Raw genomic sequence first — 17,607 nt, 5'->3', positions numbered from 1 at the left:
CTGAGTTCCTGAAATCCTGCCTTACTAGCAGGATTTCCTCTTAGAAATTGCTGAGCAGCTCTTTTCTTACATACCAGAAGATATCAAGATAGAAAAAGAATCTATCACTAACGGACGAAATCAATTGATGATTTCGTCCACTTCTTTTTACATAGTTAAATCCGAATAAGAATATTTAATAAAGCTGCGAATGCTTTTACCTTCTTTTAATGAAACTTCTTTTCCTTGCACCACAATAAAATATGTTAAAATGCTCTTAGCAAAGACCTCTCTGACGGAAGGAGAAAACCATTGAACATCAAAATGACTACCAAGATCATTACAAAAAAATGCGGCAGTGTCTCCTTCAAAAGAGGGGAAGCTTACTTTAAAAAAAATGCCGTTGAAATAACAGAAAATCATGACGCTGCCTGCAAGGCAATTGTGAAAAGTTCGGAAGATTTCCATGTAACCATCAGCCGAACCTCCAGTGGAGAAATTCATACAGCCTGCACCTGCCCTAAACTTTCCTCGTTCACCCTTGAATGCCAGCACGTTGCCGCTGTGCTCATCGCCCTAAAAGAAAGACAAAGCGGGGAACATGATCTCTCAGAAGGATTTCTAACCCTGTTCGAGAATAAAAAGAAATCCAGCGGGCATAAACGGCACTTTGAAACCAGAAGTGTGATGGACGTTGAATTCACTTTAAAACCAATTAGAACAACAGACGGGCAATACTTATTTTCTATTAAATTAATGATCAATCGCAGACGGGTCTCTGATTTTCGATCCTTTTTAAAAAGAGTTAGAGACGGGCAAACCTATCAGATATCCAGAGATTTTATGTACGACCCTCATGTTTATTGTTTTTCAAGAGAAACCAATGACGTTATCACACAACTTATAAGAGTCGTTCATGATGAAAAAGTGTACAGAGAGGAACATTCCCAAGAGCAGGAACTGAAAGAGCTTCTGCTCATCCCCCCAACGTCCTGGCAGTATCTTCAGCCACTATTACAGGGATCTGAGGATGTCATCATCAACGATGCCGGCCAACTGTTCAACGGCCTTGCGATTTCGGAAAACCTGCTTCCTCTTCAATTCACGTTTGATGATGACGAAGGGAACTACTACTTGAAGGTAAGAGGCCTTCAATGGATGGTTGTGTTCCTTTCATATAGTGCGGTGTTCTGTGAGGGAGAGCTATATCCGCTTCCACTAGAAGACTGCACAAGGCTTGCTGAGATCAAAGTTATGCTGGAGAGATCAGGAGCCAGCAAGATACGGATACCTCCAAGCCGGATAGGATACTTTCTTGAAAAAGTGGCTGTCGACTTAAAAAAACTGGGAACAGTTGAGATTAGTGGATCACTTAGAAAAAATATATGACAACCCCACTTGTGGCCAAGCTGTATCTCGATAGAGTGAAAAACAGGCTGCTCGCCGGGCTCGAATTTCAATATGAAAATATCGTCATCAACCCTCTTGAGGCAAAAGCAGTGCCAACGGGGCATATGCTGGTGAGGGACACCGAGAAGGAAAAGGAGATCTTGTCACTCATGGAGGATAGCTCCTTCGCCAAAACAGAGGGAGGGTACATTCTCCATAATGAAGAACTGGAATATGAGTTTCTGTATTACATGGTACCGAAGCTGAAAAAGCTTGCAGGAATATATGCTACCACTGCTGTCAGAAACCGACTTGCCCCTAGAAAGACAGCACCAAAAATCCGAGTTAAGGTAAAAAGGGACCGGATGAACTGGCTGGAGTTCAAGTTCGATATGGATGGGATACCTGAAAGGGAAGTACATGAGCTGCTATCCGCTTTACAGGAGCAGCGGAAATATTACCGGCTGCAGAGTGGTTCACTTCTTTCTTTGGAAACAAAGGAAATTCAAGAGATTCAGCGCTTCCTGAGAAATTCACAAGCCGATCATATCGACTTTGCCAAAGGGCTTGCCCTGCCTATGGACCAATGCCTGGATCTCCTCGATCATATAGACTCCAGCGAAGTGTTCAGAATCGAAAAATCTTTCCGTGAGTTATTAGCCAGTCTGCGGCAGCCCGGTTCTCTTTCTTTTGAGATTCCCGATAATTTGGCTGCGATTTTAAGAGATTATCAAAAAGAAGGATATCGATGGATGAAAACGCTGGCCCATTATGGATTCGGGGGTATACTGGCTGACGATATGGGTCTCGGGAAAACAATACAGAGCATTGCATTTATCCAGTCGATTCTTCCTGCAATCCGGGAGCATGACAGTCCAGCATTGATAGTTTGTCCTTCTTCATTGACATATAATTGGCTAGCTGAGTTTAGAAAATTCACCCCTTCCATTCATGCAGTAGTTCTGGACGGCAATAAAAAGCAAAGGCAGGCACTTCAGAAAGATTTCAGAGAAACAGATGTCATCATCATCTCTTATCCACTGCTTAGAAGGGATATACAATGGTTTGAAAAGAAAGCCTTCTCCGTTGTATTTTTTGATGAGGCACAAAACTTCAAGAACCCTGTTACCCAGACAGCCAGGGCTGTAAAAAAAATTGATGCTGCTCATCGATTTGCCTTGTCCGGGACACCAATCGAGAATTCCATTGAGGAATTATGGTCCATCTACCATGTAGTATTTCCCCAGCTTTTCCTGGGGTTAAAGGATTATAGTCAATTAACAAGGAAAACAATCGCCCGCCGTATAGGACCGTTCATGCTTCGAAGAGTTAAGGAAGATGTGCTGGCTGAACTTCCAGCCAAAATGGAGAGCAGAGAATCCATTGAACTCCTTCCCGAACAAAAAAGCTTTATGCTGCCTATCTGGCCAAACTGAAGCACGATACTCTAAAGCATTTGGATAAAGACACGCTCAGAAAGAACAAGATTAAAATATTGGCGGGGATAACGCGCCTTCGGCAAATCTGCTGCCATCCAAGCCTCTTTGTGGAAGGGTACAAAGGAGATTCTGCCAAACTTCAACAGCTGCTGTCGATTTTAGAAGATTCCAAGGAATCCGCCAGGAGAGTACTGATTTTTTCTCAATTCACAAGAATGCTGGACCTAATTGGAAGAGAGCTGGCAGGAAGCGGAGTGCCATTCTTTTATCTGGACGGCAACACTCCTTCCCAAGAGAGAATTCAGTTATGCAGCCGTTATAATGATGGAGAACGCGACGTGTTCCTCATTTCCCTTAAAGCCGGCGGCACAGGCCTGAATCTCCACAGTGCCGACACAGTCATCTTATATGACACCTGGTGGAATCCAGCGGTGGAGGAACAGGCAGCAGACCGGGCTCACCGCATGGGACAGAAAAATACGGTCCAGGTCATAAAACTGGTGGCAAGAGGTACCATAGAGGAAAAAATGAATGAACTTCAGGAGAAAAAAAGGCATATGGTCGAAGAATTGATTGACTCCCAGGAGAAAAAGAAACTGCCTTGACAGAAGAAGATATCAAGGAAATTTTGAATATCTAAGCGAGATGGTTCGTGAATTAGAAAAAGAACAAGCCTGAACAGAAGTTCAGGCTTGTTCTTTAGTTTATAAGATTCATTTAAAAGTAAGTGCTATTTCAGCTGATTTTGTTCAGTATACTCTTGGTATTTTCTGTGCCAATCTCTTTCATCAACTGCTGCAGTTCCTCTTTCGTGCTGCTGTCCAAACCATTATAGATCAGCAATGCTTTCGTCTCATCAGAAGTAACGATCCTTCGATAAAGTTTCGAAATTTTTTTACTCCTGTGACTTTCCATTTAACCACCTCGTGAAAAAGATTGATTTAATTATAATACTTAGTTGGATACCTTATCAATATATAAGTATTAAAATTTTATGACTATGAGTACTTATTATGAAAATATGTAAAAATTTAAATAAAGAATGAAGCTTTTTTGACTTTTCATCATTCTAATATGTAACCTTTTGAAGAGGTGAATGACATAATTTAATTGGTGTAAAAAGCAAAAAAAAAAAGAAATGACGCGCTCCATTGATGGAGACATCAATAGGAATATGAAAATAATGAATTGGGCTTCAAAGCTGACGCAAGAAATAAGCAAGGAAAGGAAGAAATGAGATGCATATTCTTTTCGAGAGGATGAAGTATGGAACCAAGAAACAGCAGCACGCTCACAATGCCATATTGGAGCTGGGAATTTTAAAGGATATGAAAGAATTTCAGCCAGTGTTATGCGGTACAGTTCCCCTTGGAATCGATACAGCAGAATCTGATTTGGACATCATTTTGGAAGTTTATGACTTGGATCTTTTCGAAAAACGAATCAATCAGCTGTACAGTAAAGAAACAGCCTTTCGTGTTAAGAGAACATCTATCAGGGGAGAAGAAACGGCTAAGACCAATTTCAAGTTTAAAGGTTATGAATTTGAGCTATTCGGCCAGGCAGTCCCTGTCTATAAGCAAAATGCCTATTTACATATGCTGATTGAGCATGGGATTCTGCAAACCACTCCTGATCTTAAATCTAAGATTATAGTCCTGAAACATAATGGTTTAAATACCGAACAAGCTTTCTGTGACCTTCTAGAAATAAAAGGAGACCCTTATGAAGGGCTCAAACTTTATGGTATTGAGTGCGGGTTATTAAGGTCTCCTCTTCCACTTAAAGAACCTGAATGAAAAGGATTCAGGTTCTTTCTGTTACTTTTCTTTATCGGGTTCGGGATTTTGTTCTTCAGCAAATTCATATGCGAAAGTTCGATTGAAGGCAGGTCTGTTTTTACGAATTTCAGAAGCGATATTTTTGATGATATAAGAATGAACAAACATTTCAGAAGATGCTATGAGAAGAGCGGATATTATACTTCCCCAAGCAACCTGAAGATAACTGTCAAACAAAATCCCCCCAAAAATCCACACAACTAAATACGTGAGGAAGAAATCTGTGATGACTGCGTTCATTTTCCCAATTCGGGGGAGCAGTATTTGATCGCCTACAAAATAAGATACGACCGTTATCAGTAAACTAAACGAGAGTATATCGATAAAGGTCGCTTCGAAAAACAAATCCAAACTAATCCAAAAGACTACCACGCTAACCGCAAACTTAATGAATAGTACATTTACATGTTTCACTTAGGATTAACTCCTTTTTATGCTTATTGTTGCGCAAATGCTCCCGACGCATACATCTTCTTAAGAAACTTTGCCTTGCGGCGCGAAGGGACCAGGAAGAAATTTTTTTATCATCATACTTGGACTGGAATAAGGAATGCTATGTAAAAGGCTCGGATATAGTTTAACTTTGTAAAGGGAGGATAATAATACTCTATAAGAAAAAGGAGATAAATACATTGAAGCAAATTATATTTCAGGAGGTGAATGTCTTACAGTGTAAGACAACCATTTGACAACTTTAAATATTTTTCTCATCATTCTTTTAATAGCATTAACTGGATTTTTTGTAGCCACAGAATTTGCCATCGTAAAAGTCAGATCATCCAAGATTGATCATATGGTAACGGAAGGAAGAAAAGGGGCTCAATCAGCCAAGAGGGTCATATCACACCTGGATGAGTACTTATCAGCCTGCCAGCTCGGCATAACAATCACTGCATTAGGGCTGGGTTGGCTCGGTGAACCGACTGTAGAAAAGTTACTGCATCCTTTATTTGATTACTTTGAACTGAATGAGTCTCTTACCCATATCCTTTCCTTCGGTATAGCGTTTGCGCTTGTTACTTTTTTACATGTAGTGGTAGGGGAGCTCGCACCTAAAACTGTCGCGATTCAAAAAGCGGAAGCAGTCACACTGCTATTTTCACCGCCGATAATTTGGTTTTACCGTATTATGTATCCATTTATCTGGTTCTTGAATGGTTCAGCAAGGCTTTTGGTTGGATTATTTGGACTTAAGCCAGCCTCTGAACATGAGCTGGCCCACTCGGAAGAAGAACTAAGAATTTTGCTTTCCCAAAGCTATAATAGTGGCGAAATCAATAAAAATGAATTAAATTATGTAAACAATATCTTTGAATTTGATGAAAGGGTAGCAAAAGAAATCATGGTCCCCCGGACAGAAATGGCAGCTATAGATAAAAATCAAACATTTGAGGATGTCTGGAAAACCATTTCGACGGAGACTTTTACCCGCTACCCGGTTGTTGATGGAGATAAAGATAATGTTATCGGGTTCCTGAATATCAAACAGCTGATCACTTCCGATATAACTGATTTAAAATCAGATAGAATCATCAAAATAGATGAATTCATAAGCCCGGTCATTCAAGTAATCGAAACCATTCCCATTCATGACCTCCTTGTTAAAATGCAGAAAGAAAGAACGCATTTGGCCATTCTATTGGATGAATACGGTGGAACTTCAGGCTTGGTGACGATTGAAGACATCATAGAAGAAATAGTTGGAGAAATAAGAGATGAATTTGATGAGAATGAAATATCCGATATCAGAAAAATCTCTGAAAACCACTATATTTTGGCAGCCAAACTGCCCCTTAGGGATGTAAATCAACTTCTTGGAACCGAGATTGGCTACGATGACATCGATACAATCGGCGGATGGTTCTTATCCGAACGATTCAAAGACGAGGAGACAAGGGATGATATCCTTACAGAGCAGGGGTATATCTTTCAAGTTCAGGAAGGCGAAGGCCATCAAATTCACTATTTAGAAGTAAAAAAGAATAAGCTGCTCAACCAGCCTTTGCAGTAAGCAGAGGCTGGTTTTTCTTGTAAATTCACTTTTTACTGCATCATCTCTTATTGTGGAAGATTTCATGCTGTATAGACTCTGCTTAAACGCCATTGATTTCAGTTTTTGAAGCAAAAACTGCTCCACTCACCGTTAGCATCTCAAATATCATAGTCAATTCTCCCCTGCAGTAGTTGAAAAGCCTTTTATTTATAGGTACATTCAATTCAAAATTAATAATTTCTTAATTAGTATTGACATTCAAAGGGGAAACACCATATAATACCGGAAAGCCTTAATTTTCGGAAAAATATTTTATCCAAAAGCATTGAAGGGAACCGAGTAGTACTTTATCTCCCTGTTTTAGAGAGCTGATGGTGGTGGGAATCAGCCATAGGTGAAGTATGAATTACAGTCCTGGAGCTTCTTTTTCGCAGCGAAAGCATTAGCGGCTTCGTGAAGGAAAAGACGGTCTGACGATCGTTAAAAACATTTTGAGTGGTGAAGATTTGTCTTCACAACATGGGTGGTACCGCGATAATTCGTCCCTGCTGATTATACAATCAGTGGGGACTTTTTGATTTTTCAGAGTACTATTTAACAATTCAATATCCGGCAATGAAAGTATCACAGTAGTGTCTTATCTCCCTGTACAGAGAGCTGATGGCAGTGTAAATCAGTCAAAGATAAGCATGAATTACAATTCTGGAGCTTCTTTTTCGTAGTGAATTAGCTGATTTCATGAAGGAAGAGACGGTTAAACGGCCGTTATCCGCATCAAAGTGGTGAACAGGTTTATTCACAATGAGGGTGGTACCGCGAGTCATTCGTCCCTGTCGTATTGTTACGGCAGGGATTTTTATTTTTTCAGGTTAAAGAAGGGCGCCTTTTTCATGGCAGCAATGCTTGAGGAGAAAAACAACAATTATTAAAAACTGGAGGAATGGAAATGAACACAACAGGCACAGGACTTATGGAACTTCGTCATAAGATTGATGATATCAATATACAGCTGCTCGACCTTCTGAATCAAAGAGCAGAAATCGTCAAAGAAATAGGCAGAAGCAAAAAAGAAGGAGTGAACCGCTTTGACCCAGTTAGAGAGAGGGAGTCGCTTGATATGCTTTTGAAGCACCACGACGGCCCTTTTGAGTCTTCCACTATCGTCCATATCTTTAAAGAAATATTCAAAGCAAGCCTTGAGCTTCAGGAAGATGACCATCGAAAAGCATTATTAGTTTCCCGGAAAGACCACCCGGAGGATACAGTTGTCAACATTAACGGAACAATAATAGGAAATGGAGTTCAGAACTTTATCATGGGACCATGCGCGGTAGAGAGTTATGAGCAAGTGAAGGAAGTGGCTATCGCTATGAAGAAGCAAGGTATTACGTTATTACGGGGTGGAGCTTTTAAACCAAGAACATCTCCATACGATTTTCAGGGTCTGGGTGTGGAAGGCTTGAAAATTTTAAAGAGGGTGGCTGATGAGGAAGGTCTTTCGGTCGTAAGCGAAATCTTAAGTCCGCAGGATGTGGAAGAGGCATTAAAATATGTGGATGTCATCCAAATCGGGGCCAGGAACATGCAGAACTTTGAATTACTCAAAACCGTTGGAAGAGTGAATAAACCTGTTATGCTGAAACGAGGATTATCGGCGACCATAGAGGAGTTCATTCATGCAGCTGAATACATCTACTCGGAAGGAAACAAGGAAATCATTCTATGTGAACGAGGCATCAGAACATTTGAAAAGGCGACGAGAAACACGCTCGATATTTCAGCTGTGCCAATTCTGAAAAAGGAAACTCATCTTCCGGTAGTGGTAGATGTTACCCATTCTACAGGCAGAAAAGACTTGCTGCTCCCGGCGGCCAGAGCCGCCTTGGCCATAGGCGCGGACGCTGTCATGGCGGAGGTTCACCCTGATCCGGCGATAGCTTTGTCAGACTCTGCACAGCAAATGAATATAGAGGAATTCAATGATTTCATTCAAAAACTGACTGAGTTTAGAAGTAGGCTCGCTTAAACGCTTTTCAGGACAAACGAATAGTTAAATTGGCTAAAAAGGAAATGAACGTCCACGATACCTGGACGTTCATTATTCTATTTCATTAACTTGTTTCGATCTTCCATGCTGGGAGGTTGTTCCAACCAGCCGTTTTTTGCCATGATCTTACCGCCATCCTGTCCGTATGTCAGAATATCTTTTGCTTTATCCGCCAGTTTTAAAGGGAGATCGCTTCTTAAACTGAAGGCAGTGCCAATTGCATTGCTTCCCAGGCCGAAATTGCAGAAAAGGCTGGTGCAGTACATCATCAGTTTATCCGAGAAAGGAGGAACCTTGGAATCAGTTGCTTTCGCTCCCCAAGTAGAGGGTGCCTGAATGTCACTCTCGATTAATACCTGAGTGAAATCACTGATAATTTTTTTGGAAAGTTCTTTTCCTTTAATAAAGTACTTCTTGACTTCAGGTTCATTCGCAACTTGTGCAAATCCGGTCATCAGCTGCATGCCAAAAATATTCGTTTCTATGGCAAAATAAAGATAGGATACTTCTACGGTATTCAAAGCTCTTTTTTCTGAGAACAGGTTAAATCCCGACATATAATTGGGACTTTCGGCGAACTCAACCACAGTGGGCATGGTCACAGATGGAGCACTTGGCAGGACATCCTGTTCCTGAAGATAATCCACACATTTGTCATAGACACTTTGCGTAAATCCCGTTAATTCTTTATAGAGAAGTATCAGATCCTTCCGGTAAGACATGCTTAGATGGAGAGTGTGAAGCCCCATGCTTATTTCTTTTAAAACTCGTAAAAACATGATATCAAAGTTATGATCAAATAATTTAGGAACTCCTTTATAAACATCCTTTTCCGTAAATCCAACGGGGATGACCGCACCTTCCTCTTTAAGGATGTTGGTGATACGGTCTAAATAACCCAGCACTTGGCTGTGAGTATCCTGAAGAATTTCTTTAGCCTGCTCATCCTCTGCAGCTTCAATGAAATATTCCAATATTCTTTGGATCATGGTTTTCTGCTGATAAGTCATCCATAAGGTTGCCAGTTCACTGGAACTGATTGCTTTCTCAGTCATTTGCATCCATCCTTTTTCATTGTTCGCACCACTTTAGCTTCCTCTTAAAGTTTGTCTATTTAAGGAAGTTTATGCATATAAAAGGGAATTTCTATAAAACCATCATTGAATTTAATATGTTTGTCAAAGTACTAATCCATTTCTGCTTCAAAAATGGTAAACTATAGTTATGTTCTTCTACGCAAAAGATGCATTATCCATACATACCTTGATACATCAACCAGCTTAAAGCTTGAATGATGGTGAGTAATCTTATATTGATTAATTGAGCACAAAGGAAGGTAACTTATGTCTATTGAAAATGAACAGAACATCACCAGGCTGCATATGGATGGAAAAGAATTCATCCTGATCGGCACAGCCCATGTTTCCAAAAAAAGCGCCGAACAGGTTAAAGAGGTCATAGAAAGAGAACAGCCGGATGCTGTGTGTGTAGAATTGGACGAACCCCGCTACCAATCGATAATGGACGGGAACAAGTGGAAAGAGATGGATATCTTCAAGGTGATCAAAGAAGGCAAGGCTTCCTTGTTATTAATGAACCTTGCGATTTCTTCCTTTCAAAAAAGAATGGCCAAACAGTTCGGCATCAATGCGGGGCAGGAAATGATACAGGGCATACAATCAGCGAAAGAAGCCGGAGCAGAACTTGTACTCGCGGACAGAAACATCCAAATTACCTTCGCCCGTATCTGGAGCGGAGTGGGGTTCATCGGAAAAGGAAAATTGATGACACAAATCATTTATAGCATCTTCTCGAATGATACCATTACCGAAGAAGAACTTGAGAAAATTAAACAGCAGGACATGCTCGACAGTATGCTGGCTGACTTCACAGAACATTTCCCTCGTTTGAAAAAGCCTTTAATTGACGAGCGGGATCAATATTTAGCTCAGAAAATTAAAGACGCACCAGGGAAGAAAATTGTCGCCGTCTTGGGTGCAGCCCATGTACCAGGCATTAAAGAAGAAATCAAAAAGGAGCATGATTTGGAGCTTTTAAATCAACGTCCTCCAAAGTCCAAAGTGCCCAAAGTCATCGGCTGGACCATACCTTTTCTCATCCTTGCTGTAATTGCTTATACTTTTATCAGCAATCCTTCTGCTGGAATTCAGCAGACAATCAGCTGGGTCCTTTGGAACGGTTCTTTCTCTGCATTAGGGACAGCGATTGGGCTGGGTCATCCGCTTGCAATACTGACAGCATTCGTGGTTGCTCCTATCACCTCTTTGAATCCGCTTCTTGCAGCAGGCTGGTTCGCCGGATTCGTCCAAGCTTACTTCCGCCGTCCGAATGTCAACGACTTTGAGACACTGCCAGAAGACGTTTTAAGTGTAAAAGGCTTTTGGAACAACAAAGTCACCAGGGTATTATTGATTGTTGTACTTGCCAACCTGGGAAGCTCACTAGGAACTTTCATCGGCGGGGCAGATGTCATAAGGGTATTTTTAGAAAACCTGTAAACTTCAACAAAAATGGACAAGAATTTCTAATGTAATCTGGTTTATTCATTGATAAGATGCCGAATTAATTGCAAACTTTTAATGCATAAGACAGACTGCATTTAAAAGAGGGGCTTCAAACAGACTCACATGTAAAGCTGCAAATCAAAAACGCCTATCATCCAAGTGAGATAGGCGTTTTCTTTTTGATTTTCTTAATTAAAACCAAGACTACGGAATATGTGCTTTTAATACTCTTCAATTTCCCACGAATGATCAAAATCAATGGCGCCTTTCAGCGTCTGTGCAACAGGACATCCTCTTTCGAAAACAGATAATGCCCGTTCGGCAGCATCACGTTTTCCTTCCGGCACTTTTAAATAATATCGGCAGTTGATTGCAGTGATTTTCAAAACTCCTTCTGGAGCTTCAATCACACCTTGAACTTTGGCAGAGACCAAGTCCGGTGACGTTGGTATTTTACGCGCCTCCAGCGCGCCTGATAAGGTCCCGACCAGTCAGCCGCCTGCTGCGGCAACAATGTGATCCAGAGTGGATGGATACTCCACTTCGGGTTCCACGCCATAAAACTTTTTGACTCCTCCGTGTACACCAAATACAACAGGTTCCTCGAACTCACCTATATAAGCTTCTCGAATCTTATTTGGTGTGTCCTTTTGAATAATAGTTATTTCAGTCAATTCTTCTGGTTTCCCCATTTGTACCACCACCTTTCTAAACAGGATAACGGTTCCAAGAAAACAGTGCAAACAAGTTGTACTGCAGCACAACAGAACATTCGATTAGTGAGGTAACTCCGAATAATTTTCGGAGGAGCTTCTTAAATTTCCGAAAAAGCGGAATAATCATTTTATTTTGTGATATAACCTTGAAAATATCCAGAAACTGAGGAGGGAGATAGGTTGGAAGATCATCTTCAACAGCTGATAAAAGCGGTCAAAGAAAATAAAAATGCAAAACGCTTCATACTTGCTATCGACGGACTGAGCAGGTCTGGCAAAACGACTTTAACCGAAAACCTTTGCCAAGAGCTGGAGAAAGAGAATATACCCCACACCGTTTTCCATATCGATGATCATATCGTCGAGAAAAAGAAAAGGTATAATACCGGTCGCGATGAGTGGTTTGAGTATTACTTTCTGCAATGGGATCTGCACTCAATCCGGCAGAATTTCTTTAAAAAACTTCATTTTTCAAAAACATTGAACCTCCACTTCTATGATGGTACCTTGGATTCACACACACAGCAATCGATTTATCTGCCTGAAGAATGTGTCATTATAGTTGAAGGAGTATTTCTTCAGCGACAGGAATGGAGGGGGTTTTTGGATTTTACGGTATTTTTGGACTGCCCTAAAGAAATAAGATTTCAAAGAGAAAGCGAGCAAACACAAAAAAATCCAGATAAATTCCGCAACAGGTATTGGAAGGCGGAAGATTTTTACTTGAAGGCTGTATCCCCTAAACAGAAGGCAGATTTAGTATTGCAATTATAGACGATTTCCTTTTTTAGTCTGTCATCATTATCATTAAGCATATTGATATTCTTCCTCATTCGCGGACACCATAGGTTAAAAGGTCTTGGAAGCAGAAGATATAGGAACAGGTGATGGAAGATTTTGCGGTTTTGTCACTATAATCAAGAGCAGGTAAATGTTCAACAAGACAGCTATCCAGTATTTGTTAAGGAGGACTTCGTTGGCAATAAAATGCTTTTTAATCAGAGCGGTAAGCTTTCCTGTGCGGATGATATTTTAAAGAAACGATGGAATCGATTTATTCGAAACATCATTGGAATGTGACCACTATCGTATTCCTCTTGAGCAAGAAGACTAGATTATAAAGGCACTGGAAGTATATTTTAAAAACCGAAAAAATTTTCCAGCTATATGCCTTCTGTGATACGAGGATACTAATCCTGGAAAGAGCCATTGGTTCTTTCCCATTCTATACGAAGAGGTGTTTCGTTTGAATAATTTGTTGTCAAGGCTTTTCAGCCGCAGGAGATCTTCCTTTATGAATTTGTTTGGCCGAAGAAAAGGTATGAACAGAAGAATGATGTGGAGCTCCATTCTCAGCCTCGGAATGAGTGCAGCTGCGTATGGCTTGAATCGCAGACGGACGAATACCCACTCATCCGGCATAGTTCAGGGAGGGCTCATGAAGAACAGGAATATGAGTATGCTCCAGCAGGCAATGGCTGAATTTGCCAATGAAATAGCACCGGACAATAAATTCAATAAACGCTGACTCTCCTATACCCGGGTGCTGCCCGGGTTTTTTATTACAAAAACTAAAGAACTTCCAGTATAAATCTCTGGAGGAAAATAGCTGTGACTGGCGAATAGAGACGGTAGGAGTAAAGTGAGGAGGAATGTATTTTGAAAAACCCGCTGACGAGAAAAATCGGGGTAATTTTCATCCCTGTAAGTGATATAGAAAAAGCACGTGATTGGTATTGTGACATTTTTGGATTTCCCGCTGATGGCGATTTAATGTTTGGACACCTTTACACCTTGCCGATGGAAGGTACAGATATTATATTGGACAGCAAAATCTATTCCAGGGAGAACACCTATAAAATTTCACCCTTTCATATTAATACGGAAAATATCGTTGAAGCCTACCAATACATGAAGGAAAAAGGTGTTAAACTGGAATCAGAAATCCAGCATGAGCATTACTTTACCTTCCAAGACCCAGATGGCAACAACTTAATGATCTGTCAGTGTTAAAAGGCCTTAGACTTTGCAGAAGAATACTTTTCAAAAGCATACCAAGTTTTACTTATAATAGGCTGCCTTTCCTGAGCAATATTTAAAGACATCCTGATAATTTATGGTAAAATAATAAAAACTTATTTTACTAGTATAAGAGGGTGTCAATAATGAAAATCGTTTGCTTTGGTGACAGCTTGACACGCGGGGTTTCCTTTGTAAAAGGCAGGCTTCGTATCTTGAAAGAAAATTACCCTAATGCCCTTCAACAATTATTTTCCGAAAACAATAAAGAAGTATCTGTCATTAATAAAGGTGTATTTAATGATAATTCCCACCATCTCTTGGAACGACTCGAAAAGGACGTAATCAATGAAAATCCTCAATATGTGATCATTGAAATCGGGGGAAATGACTGTAACTTCAAATGGAATGAAGTTGCCGAAAAGCCTTGGGAAGAACATAAAGCGATTGTACCGATGAATCAATACATAGATAATATAAAGAGCATCATCACGAATCTTAAGGAGCATGGAATTACTCCCGTGATCGCGACTCTCCCGCCTTTGGATCCTGTCAGGTATTATAAAAATATTTCAGGCAGGTACAGCCCTTCCATCAGCCACTGGATCAGTGAAGTCGGCGGCATCGACTATTGGCATGGCCTCTACAACCGGAATTTAAACAAACTGGCAGAGGAATGCAGCACTCTTAAAGTAGATGTCAGGTCTGCACTCAAAAAAGCTGGAAACCTGGTTGACTACATTAGTGACGATGGCATTCATTTAACTGCAGCCGGTTATAAAGTACTCAGCGAGGAAATCTACCGTAATATTGAGAAGTGGGCAAATGAAGAGAAGAAGCTTTCGACGTCACTATTAAGCTGAAATAGAATAATTTTCTTGTAGTCCAGAAAGCTCGAATAAACCGGGGTGGATGAATAGAAGGATTTCAATTGACTTAAATAAAGCATTTCAGCCGAGACAATCGGCTGGAATGCTTTTTTGTCAAAAGCAGAAGTTTTAAAATAATTCGTGGTTAAACATTAGGAGCGCAAAAGGAATCATCTACACTCAAGAAATGGATAAGGCCTGAAATAATGTTAGTTTTTTATATTGGACTATAGGGAAAGGATTTGTATCACGTACAAGAAGGGAAGTCTGATAATGAATATTATATCAGTCACCAGAACTATTGACGACATGGGACGGATCGTTTTCCCTGTTGATGTAAGAAAAGCTTTGAATCTTGAAGATTACTTGGTTATGAGAATTGATAATAAGAGTCACTTAATAAAGTTCGGAAGTACAGGGCGAGGCAAGAAGGTGCCCCTTGATGAAAGCGGACGCCTGGCCCTTCCTCCTGAATATTTGAAGAAACTGGAATGGGAGACCGGCACAGTAGTCGGTCTTTACCTGCAAGGGGAAGAGGGCGTTCTGCAAGGGAGTGCACCCTCCTGTGTCATATGCGGCAGCAACCAGGCACTTCTTTCAGTAAAGAAAACACTTGTTTGTGAGGACTGTATTAAAACCGGGACCAAAGCTGTATTTGAAAAGTGGTCCATAGTCCTTGATAAACTCTTTAAAAAGTACAAGGGATACTGTGAAGCAGCCATTACCTCGGCAGGTTCAGAAAACGTCCACAAAGCAAGAACGAAAGGGCGAAGACTGCGTACACTTCTTAGATTCATTGGAATGAAAAAGGAGCATCCATTAAATAAACGTTTGAAAGAAGCACACGATTTCTTAGGAGAAGTAAGAGAGGACGATGTATTCATTGAGGCATTTGAAAAAGAAGCCGAAACCGGCCAATACATGGATGTTTACAAAAACTTCGCCCAAGAAGCCATAGTAGAAAGAGAAAAACACCGCAAGAAATTGCAGCAGCAACTGCCCAAAATAATTGATGATGAATTTATACTATTGTGGGAAGCCTTTTTACGGGATGAATTAGAGGATTATATCATCAGGCTGGATACAGAGACAGCTGCCAGTCAATATGAAGAGGATTTTAATGAGCGGGTGAAAGAATATAAGGGAATTAAAGATAAAAAGTCGGATAAAGGGCTGAATGCACTTCACAGTGTCCGAAAAAAGGCGAAAAAGCTGAGATATATCTACAGTTTCCTCGATCTTATTGAGACAAAAGACTACTCAAAGAAAGCTAAGCACTATAAAAAATTCCAAAAAGAGTACGGAGATATCATTGACCTGCGAGACTGGCTGAATGAAACAAATCGATTAAGTGAGCAGGTCGATGTTAATGAAAACGAGTTTCCAAAGATAAGAAAGCAGCTCAATCAAAATTTAAAAAAGCTGGTAAAGCAAGTAAGACTATGATGTGAGCATCCCTTATTTTCATTGTGTAAGTAGGTGGAATTGGAATAGTTCTCTATCACTTATGATTGAATAGTAACTAATTGAGGAAAGCTACAGTATCAAATAAATAACGGGCATATAAGGAGGCTGCATGATGAAAGCTATCGTAATAGATCAATACGGCGGGAAAGAGGTCCTGCAAGAAAGAGAGTTGGAAGTTCCAGCTATAGGAGATGACCAGGTACTGGTGGAAATCCACGCCACATCAATTAACCCAATCGATTGGAAACTGAGAGAAGGATATTTGAAAGAAATGCTGCCCTTTAAGTTCCCCATTATTCTTGGATGGGACGCAGCAGGAATTATAGCGGAAACCGGGAAAAATGTGTCTGGTTTCAAAAAGGGAGACCGTGTTTTCGCAAGGCCCGCAACCACTAACAGAGGCACCTATGCGGAATATACAGCAGTCGATTCCCATCTTCTGGCTAAAATGCTTGAAGAGATGAGCTTCGAGGAAGCAGCGTCAATCCCGCTTGCAGGACTGACAGCTTGGCAATGCCTTGTAGATTCCGGGAAAATTCAACAGGGAGATAAAGTGCTCATTCATGCTGGAGCCGGTGGTGTAGGGATATTTGCTATCCAAATTGCAAAAAGTTTTGGAGCAGAGGTCATTACGACAGCCAGCGAAAAGAATATTGATTTTCTCACATCACTTGGCGCAGATCGTATAATCAACTATAAAGAGGAAGAGTTTAGTGAAGTTTTGTCAGACGTAGACCTTGTATTGGATTCTATTGGCGGCGAAGTCCAGTCAAACAGTTACCTGGTGCTGAAAGAAAACGGTAAACTGGTTTCCATTGTCTCACCCCCTGATGAAGAAGAAGCAAAGAAAGCGAAAGTTAATGCCGGCTTTGTCTGGCTCGATCCTAATGGGGAGTAATTACAGAAGCTGGCGGACGCTTACTCTTCAGGTAATTTAAAACCTGTAATTGGAAAAAGATTTCCTTTTAGTGCAGAGGGACTTCAGGAAGCGCATGCTTTAAGTGAAACTCATCATGCCCGTGGAAAAATAGTCATCACTGTAAAAGAATAATAAGAGGTTAAAAAGCGAAAGGCTTCTTTCGCTTTTTTTCATGTAAGGAATTAGCAGAAGAACAAAAAGAGGTGTTCTCTTCCAGAAAGCTTTTTGGTAAGGATAGCGATAATTGCCTTTACAGCAGATCAAATCTTCCACCCGCCATCTAAGGTCTACCCTTTGAAACCATATCTTTTTACACATATAATAGTGTCCATTTTTTCAATATTGCTCCATAAAGATGGTGTTTGACTGAGATATATGGCAAGGCAGCAACCTTATCATTTTAG

At 40.6% G+C, this 17,607-nt stretch carries 14 protein-coding genes, 2 pseudogenes and 2 other annotated features; of the genes and pseudogenes, 11 read left to right on the top strand and 5 right to left on the bottom strand.

Annotation, left to right across the window (positions count from 1 at the left end; genetic code table 11):
- The first annotated feature begins 291 nt into the window (after positions 1 to 291).
- Positions 292 to 3,447 (top strand): annotated as a pseudogene (locus B9Z54_RS07705) (DEAD/DEAH box helicase).
- A gap of 95 nt (positions 3,448 to 3,542) precedes the next feature.
- Here B9Z54_RS07705 and B9Z54_RS07700 read toward each other — a convergent pair.
- Positions 3,543 to 3,722, bottom strand: coding sequence for a hypothetical protein (locus tag B9Z54_RS07700; protein ID WP_113927841.1), 180 nt, complete (start codon positions 3,720 to 3,722; stop codon positions 3,543 to 3,545).
- 323 nt (positions 3,723 to 4,045) lie between these two features.
- Between B9Z54_RS07700 and B9Z54_RS07695 the strand changes: the two genes are divergently transcribed.
- Positions 4,046 to 4,606 (top strand): DUF4269 domain-containing protein, encoded by a 561-nt coding sequence (locus tag B9Z54_RS07695; protein ID WP_240189840.1) that lies wholly within the window; start codon positions 4,046 to 4,048, stop codon positions 4,604 to 4,606.
- A 21-nt stretch (positions 4,607 to 4,627) separates the two neighbouring features.
- Here the strand turns inward: B9Z54_RS07695 and B9Z54_RS07690 are convergent, their stop codons facing one another.
- A complete protein-coding gene (locus tag B9Z54_RS07690; RefSeq protein ID WP_113927840.1) occupies positions 4,628 to 5,062 on the bottom strand; it encodes a YndM family protein in 435 nt (144 codons plus the stop codon).
- A 271-nt stretch (positions 5,063 to 5,333) separates the two neighbouring features.
- On the opposite strand from B9Z54_RS07690, the gene B9Z54_RS07685 reads away from it, so the two are divergent.
- Together B9Z54_RS07685 and B9Z54_RS07680 are read left to right on the top strand one after the other, a co-directional pair.
- The gene (locus B9Z54_RS07685; RefSeq protein WP_113927839.1) at positions 5,334 to 6,659 is read left to right on the top strand and encodes a hemolysin family protein; all 1,326 of its coding nucleotides are present in this window, start codon (positions 5,334 to 5,336) and stop codon (positions 6,657 to 6,659) included.
- Positions 6,660 to 6,957: 298 nt separating this feature from the next.
- Positions 6,958 to 7,191, top strand: a binding site (T-box leader).
- Positions 7,192 to 7,247: 56 nt separating this feature from the next.
- Positions 7,248 to 7,476 (top strand) — a binding site (T-box leader).
- 111 nt (positions 7,477 to 7,587) lie between these two features.
- Positions 7,588 to 8,667 (top strand): bifunctional 3-deoxy-7-phosphoheptulonate synthase/chorismate mutase, encoded by a 1,080-nt coding sequence (locus tag B9Z54_RS07680; protein WP_113927838.1) that lies wholly within the window; start codon positions 7,588 to 7,590, stop codon positions 8,665 to 8,667.
- Positions 8,668 to 8,744: 77 nt separating this feature from the next.
- On the opposite strand, the gene B9Z54_RS07675 is transcribed toward B9Z54_RS07680, so the two are convergent.
- Positions 8,745 to 9,743 (bottom strand): DUF3231 family protein, encoded by a 999-nt coding sequence (locus tag B9Z54_RS07675; RefSeq protein ID WP_187444373.1) that lies wholly within the window; start codon positions 9,741 to 9,743, stop codon positions 8,745 to 8,747.
- 288 nt (positions 9,744 to 10,031) lie between these two features.
- On the opposite strand from B9Z54_RS07675, the gene B9Z54_RS07670 reads away from it, so the two are divergent.
- The gene (locus tag B9Z54_RS07670; protein WP_113927836.1) at positions 10,032 to 11,207 is read left to right on the top strand and encodes a TraB/GumN family protein; all 1,176 of its coding nucleotides are present in this window, start codon (positions 10,032 to 10,034) and stop codon (positions 11,205 to 11,207) included.
- 227 nt (positions 11,208 to 11,434) lie between these two features.
- Here the strand turns inward: B9Z54_RS07670 and B9Z54_RS07665 are convergent, their stop codons facing one another.
- Both B9Z54_RS07665 and B9Z54_RS07660 read right to left on the bottom strand, forming a co-directional pair.
- Positions 11,435 to 11,704 carry an OsmC family protein gene (locus B9Z54_RS07665; protein WP_113927835.1) on the bottom strand — a complete coding sequence of 90 codons (270 nt, stop codon included), beginning with the start codon at positions 11,702 to 11,704 and terminating at the stop codon, positions 11,435 to 11,437.
- Entirely contained in the window at positions 11,705 to 11,905 is a 201-nt protein-coding gene (locus B9Z54_RS07660) for a hypothetical protein (RefSeq protein ID WP_113927834.1), read from the bottom strand.
- A gap of 204 nt (positions 11,906 to 12,109) precedes the next feature.
- Between B9Z54_RS07660 and B9Z54_RS07655 the strand changes: the two genes are divergently transcribed.
- The 6 genes and pseudogenes from B9Z54_RS07655 (at position 12,110) to B9Z54_RS07625 (ending at position 17,335) form a co-directional block, all read left to right on the top strand.
- On the top strand, positions 12,110 to 12,703 hold the full coding sequence (locus B9Z54_RS07655) for a kinase (protein WP_113927833.1): 594 nt from the start codon (positions 12,110 to 12,112) through the stop codon (positions 12,701 to 12,703).
- 520 nt (positions 12,704 to 13,223) lie between these two features.
- On the top strand, positions 13,224 to 13,457 hold the full coding sequence (locus B9Z54_RS07645; protein WP_113927831.1) for a hypothetical protein: 234 nt from the start codon (positions 13,224 to 13,226) through the stop codon (positions 13,455 to 13,457).
- 131 nt (positions 13,458 to 13,588) lie between these two features.
- Positions 13,589 to 13,942 carry a VOC family protein gene (locus B9Z54_RS07640; protein WP_113927830.1) on the top strand — a complete coding sequence of 118 codons (354 nt, stop codon included), beginning with the start codon at positions 13,589 to 13,591 and terminating at the stop codon, positions 13,940 to 13,942.
- Between the two features lie 152 nt (positions 13,943 to 14,094).
- A complete protein-coding gene (locus tag B9Z54_RS07635; RefSeq protein ID WP_113927829.1) occupies positions 14,095 to 14,811 on the top strand; it encodes an SGNH/GDSL hydrolase family protein in 717 nt (238 codons plus the stop codon).
- A 279-nt stretch (positions 14,812 to 15,090) separates the two neighbouring features.
- Positions 15,091 to 16,263 carry a CHAD domain-containing protein gene (locus B9Z54_RS07630; protein WP_113927828.1) on the top strand — a complete coding sequence of 391 codons (1,173 nt, stop codon included), beginning with the start codon at positions 15,091 to 15,093 and terminating at the stop codon, positions 16,261 to 16,263.
- Between the two features lie 133 nt (positions 16,264 to 16,396).
- Positions 16,397 to 17,335, top strand: a pseudogene (locus B9Z54_RS07625) (NADP-dependent oxidoreductase).
- Positions 17,336 to 17,607: the final 272 nt, after the last annotated feature.

This window comes from Bacillus sp. P14.5 (genome assembly GCF_003316765.1).
GTDB lineage: Bacteria > Bacillota > Bacilli > Bacillales > Bacillaceae_B > Rossellomorea.
The sequence above is the reverse complement of the archived record's forward strand: the minus strand, read 5'-3'. Positions and strand labels throughout refer to the sequence as shown.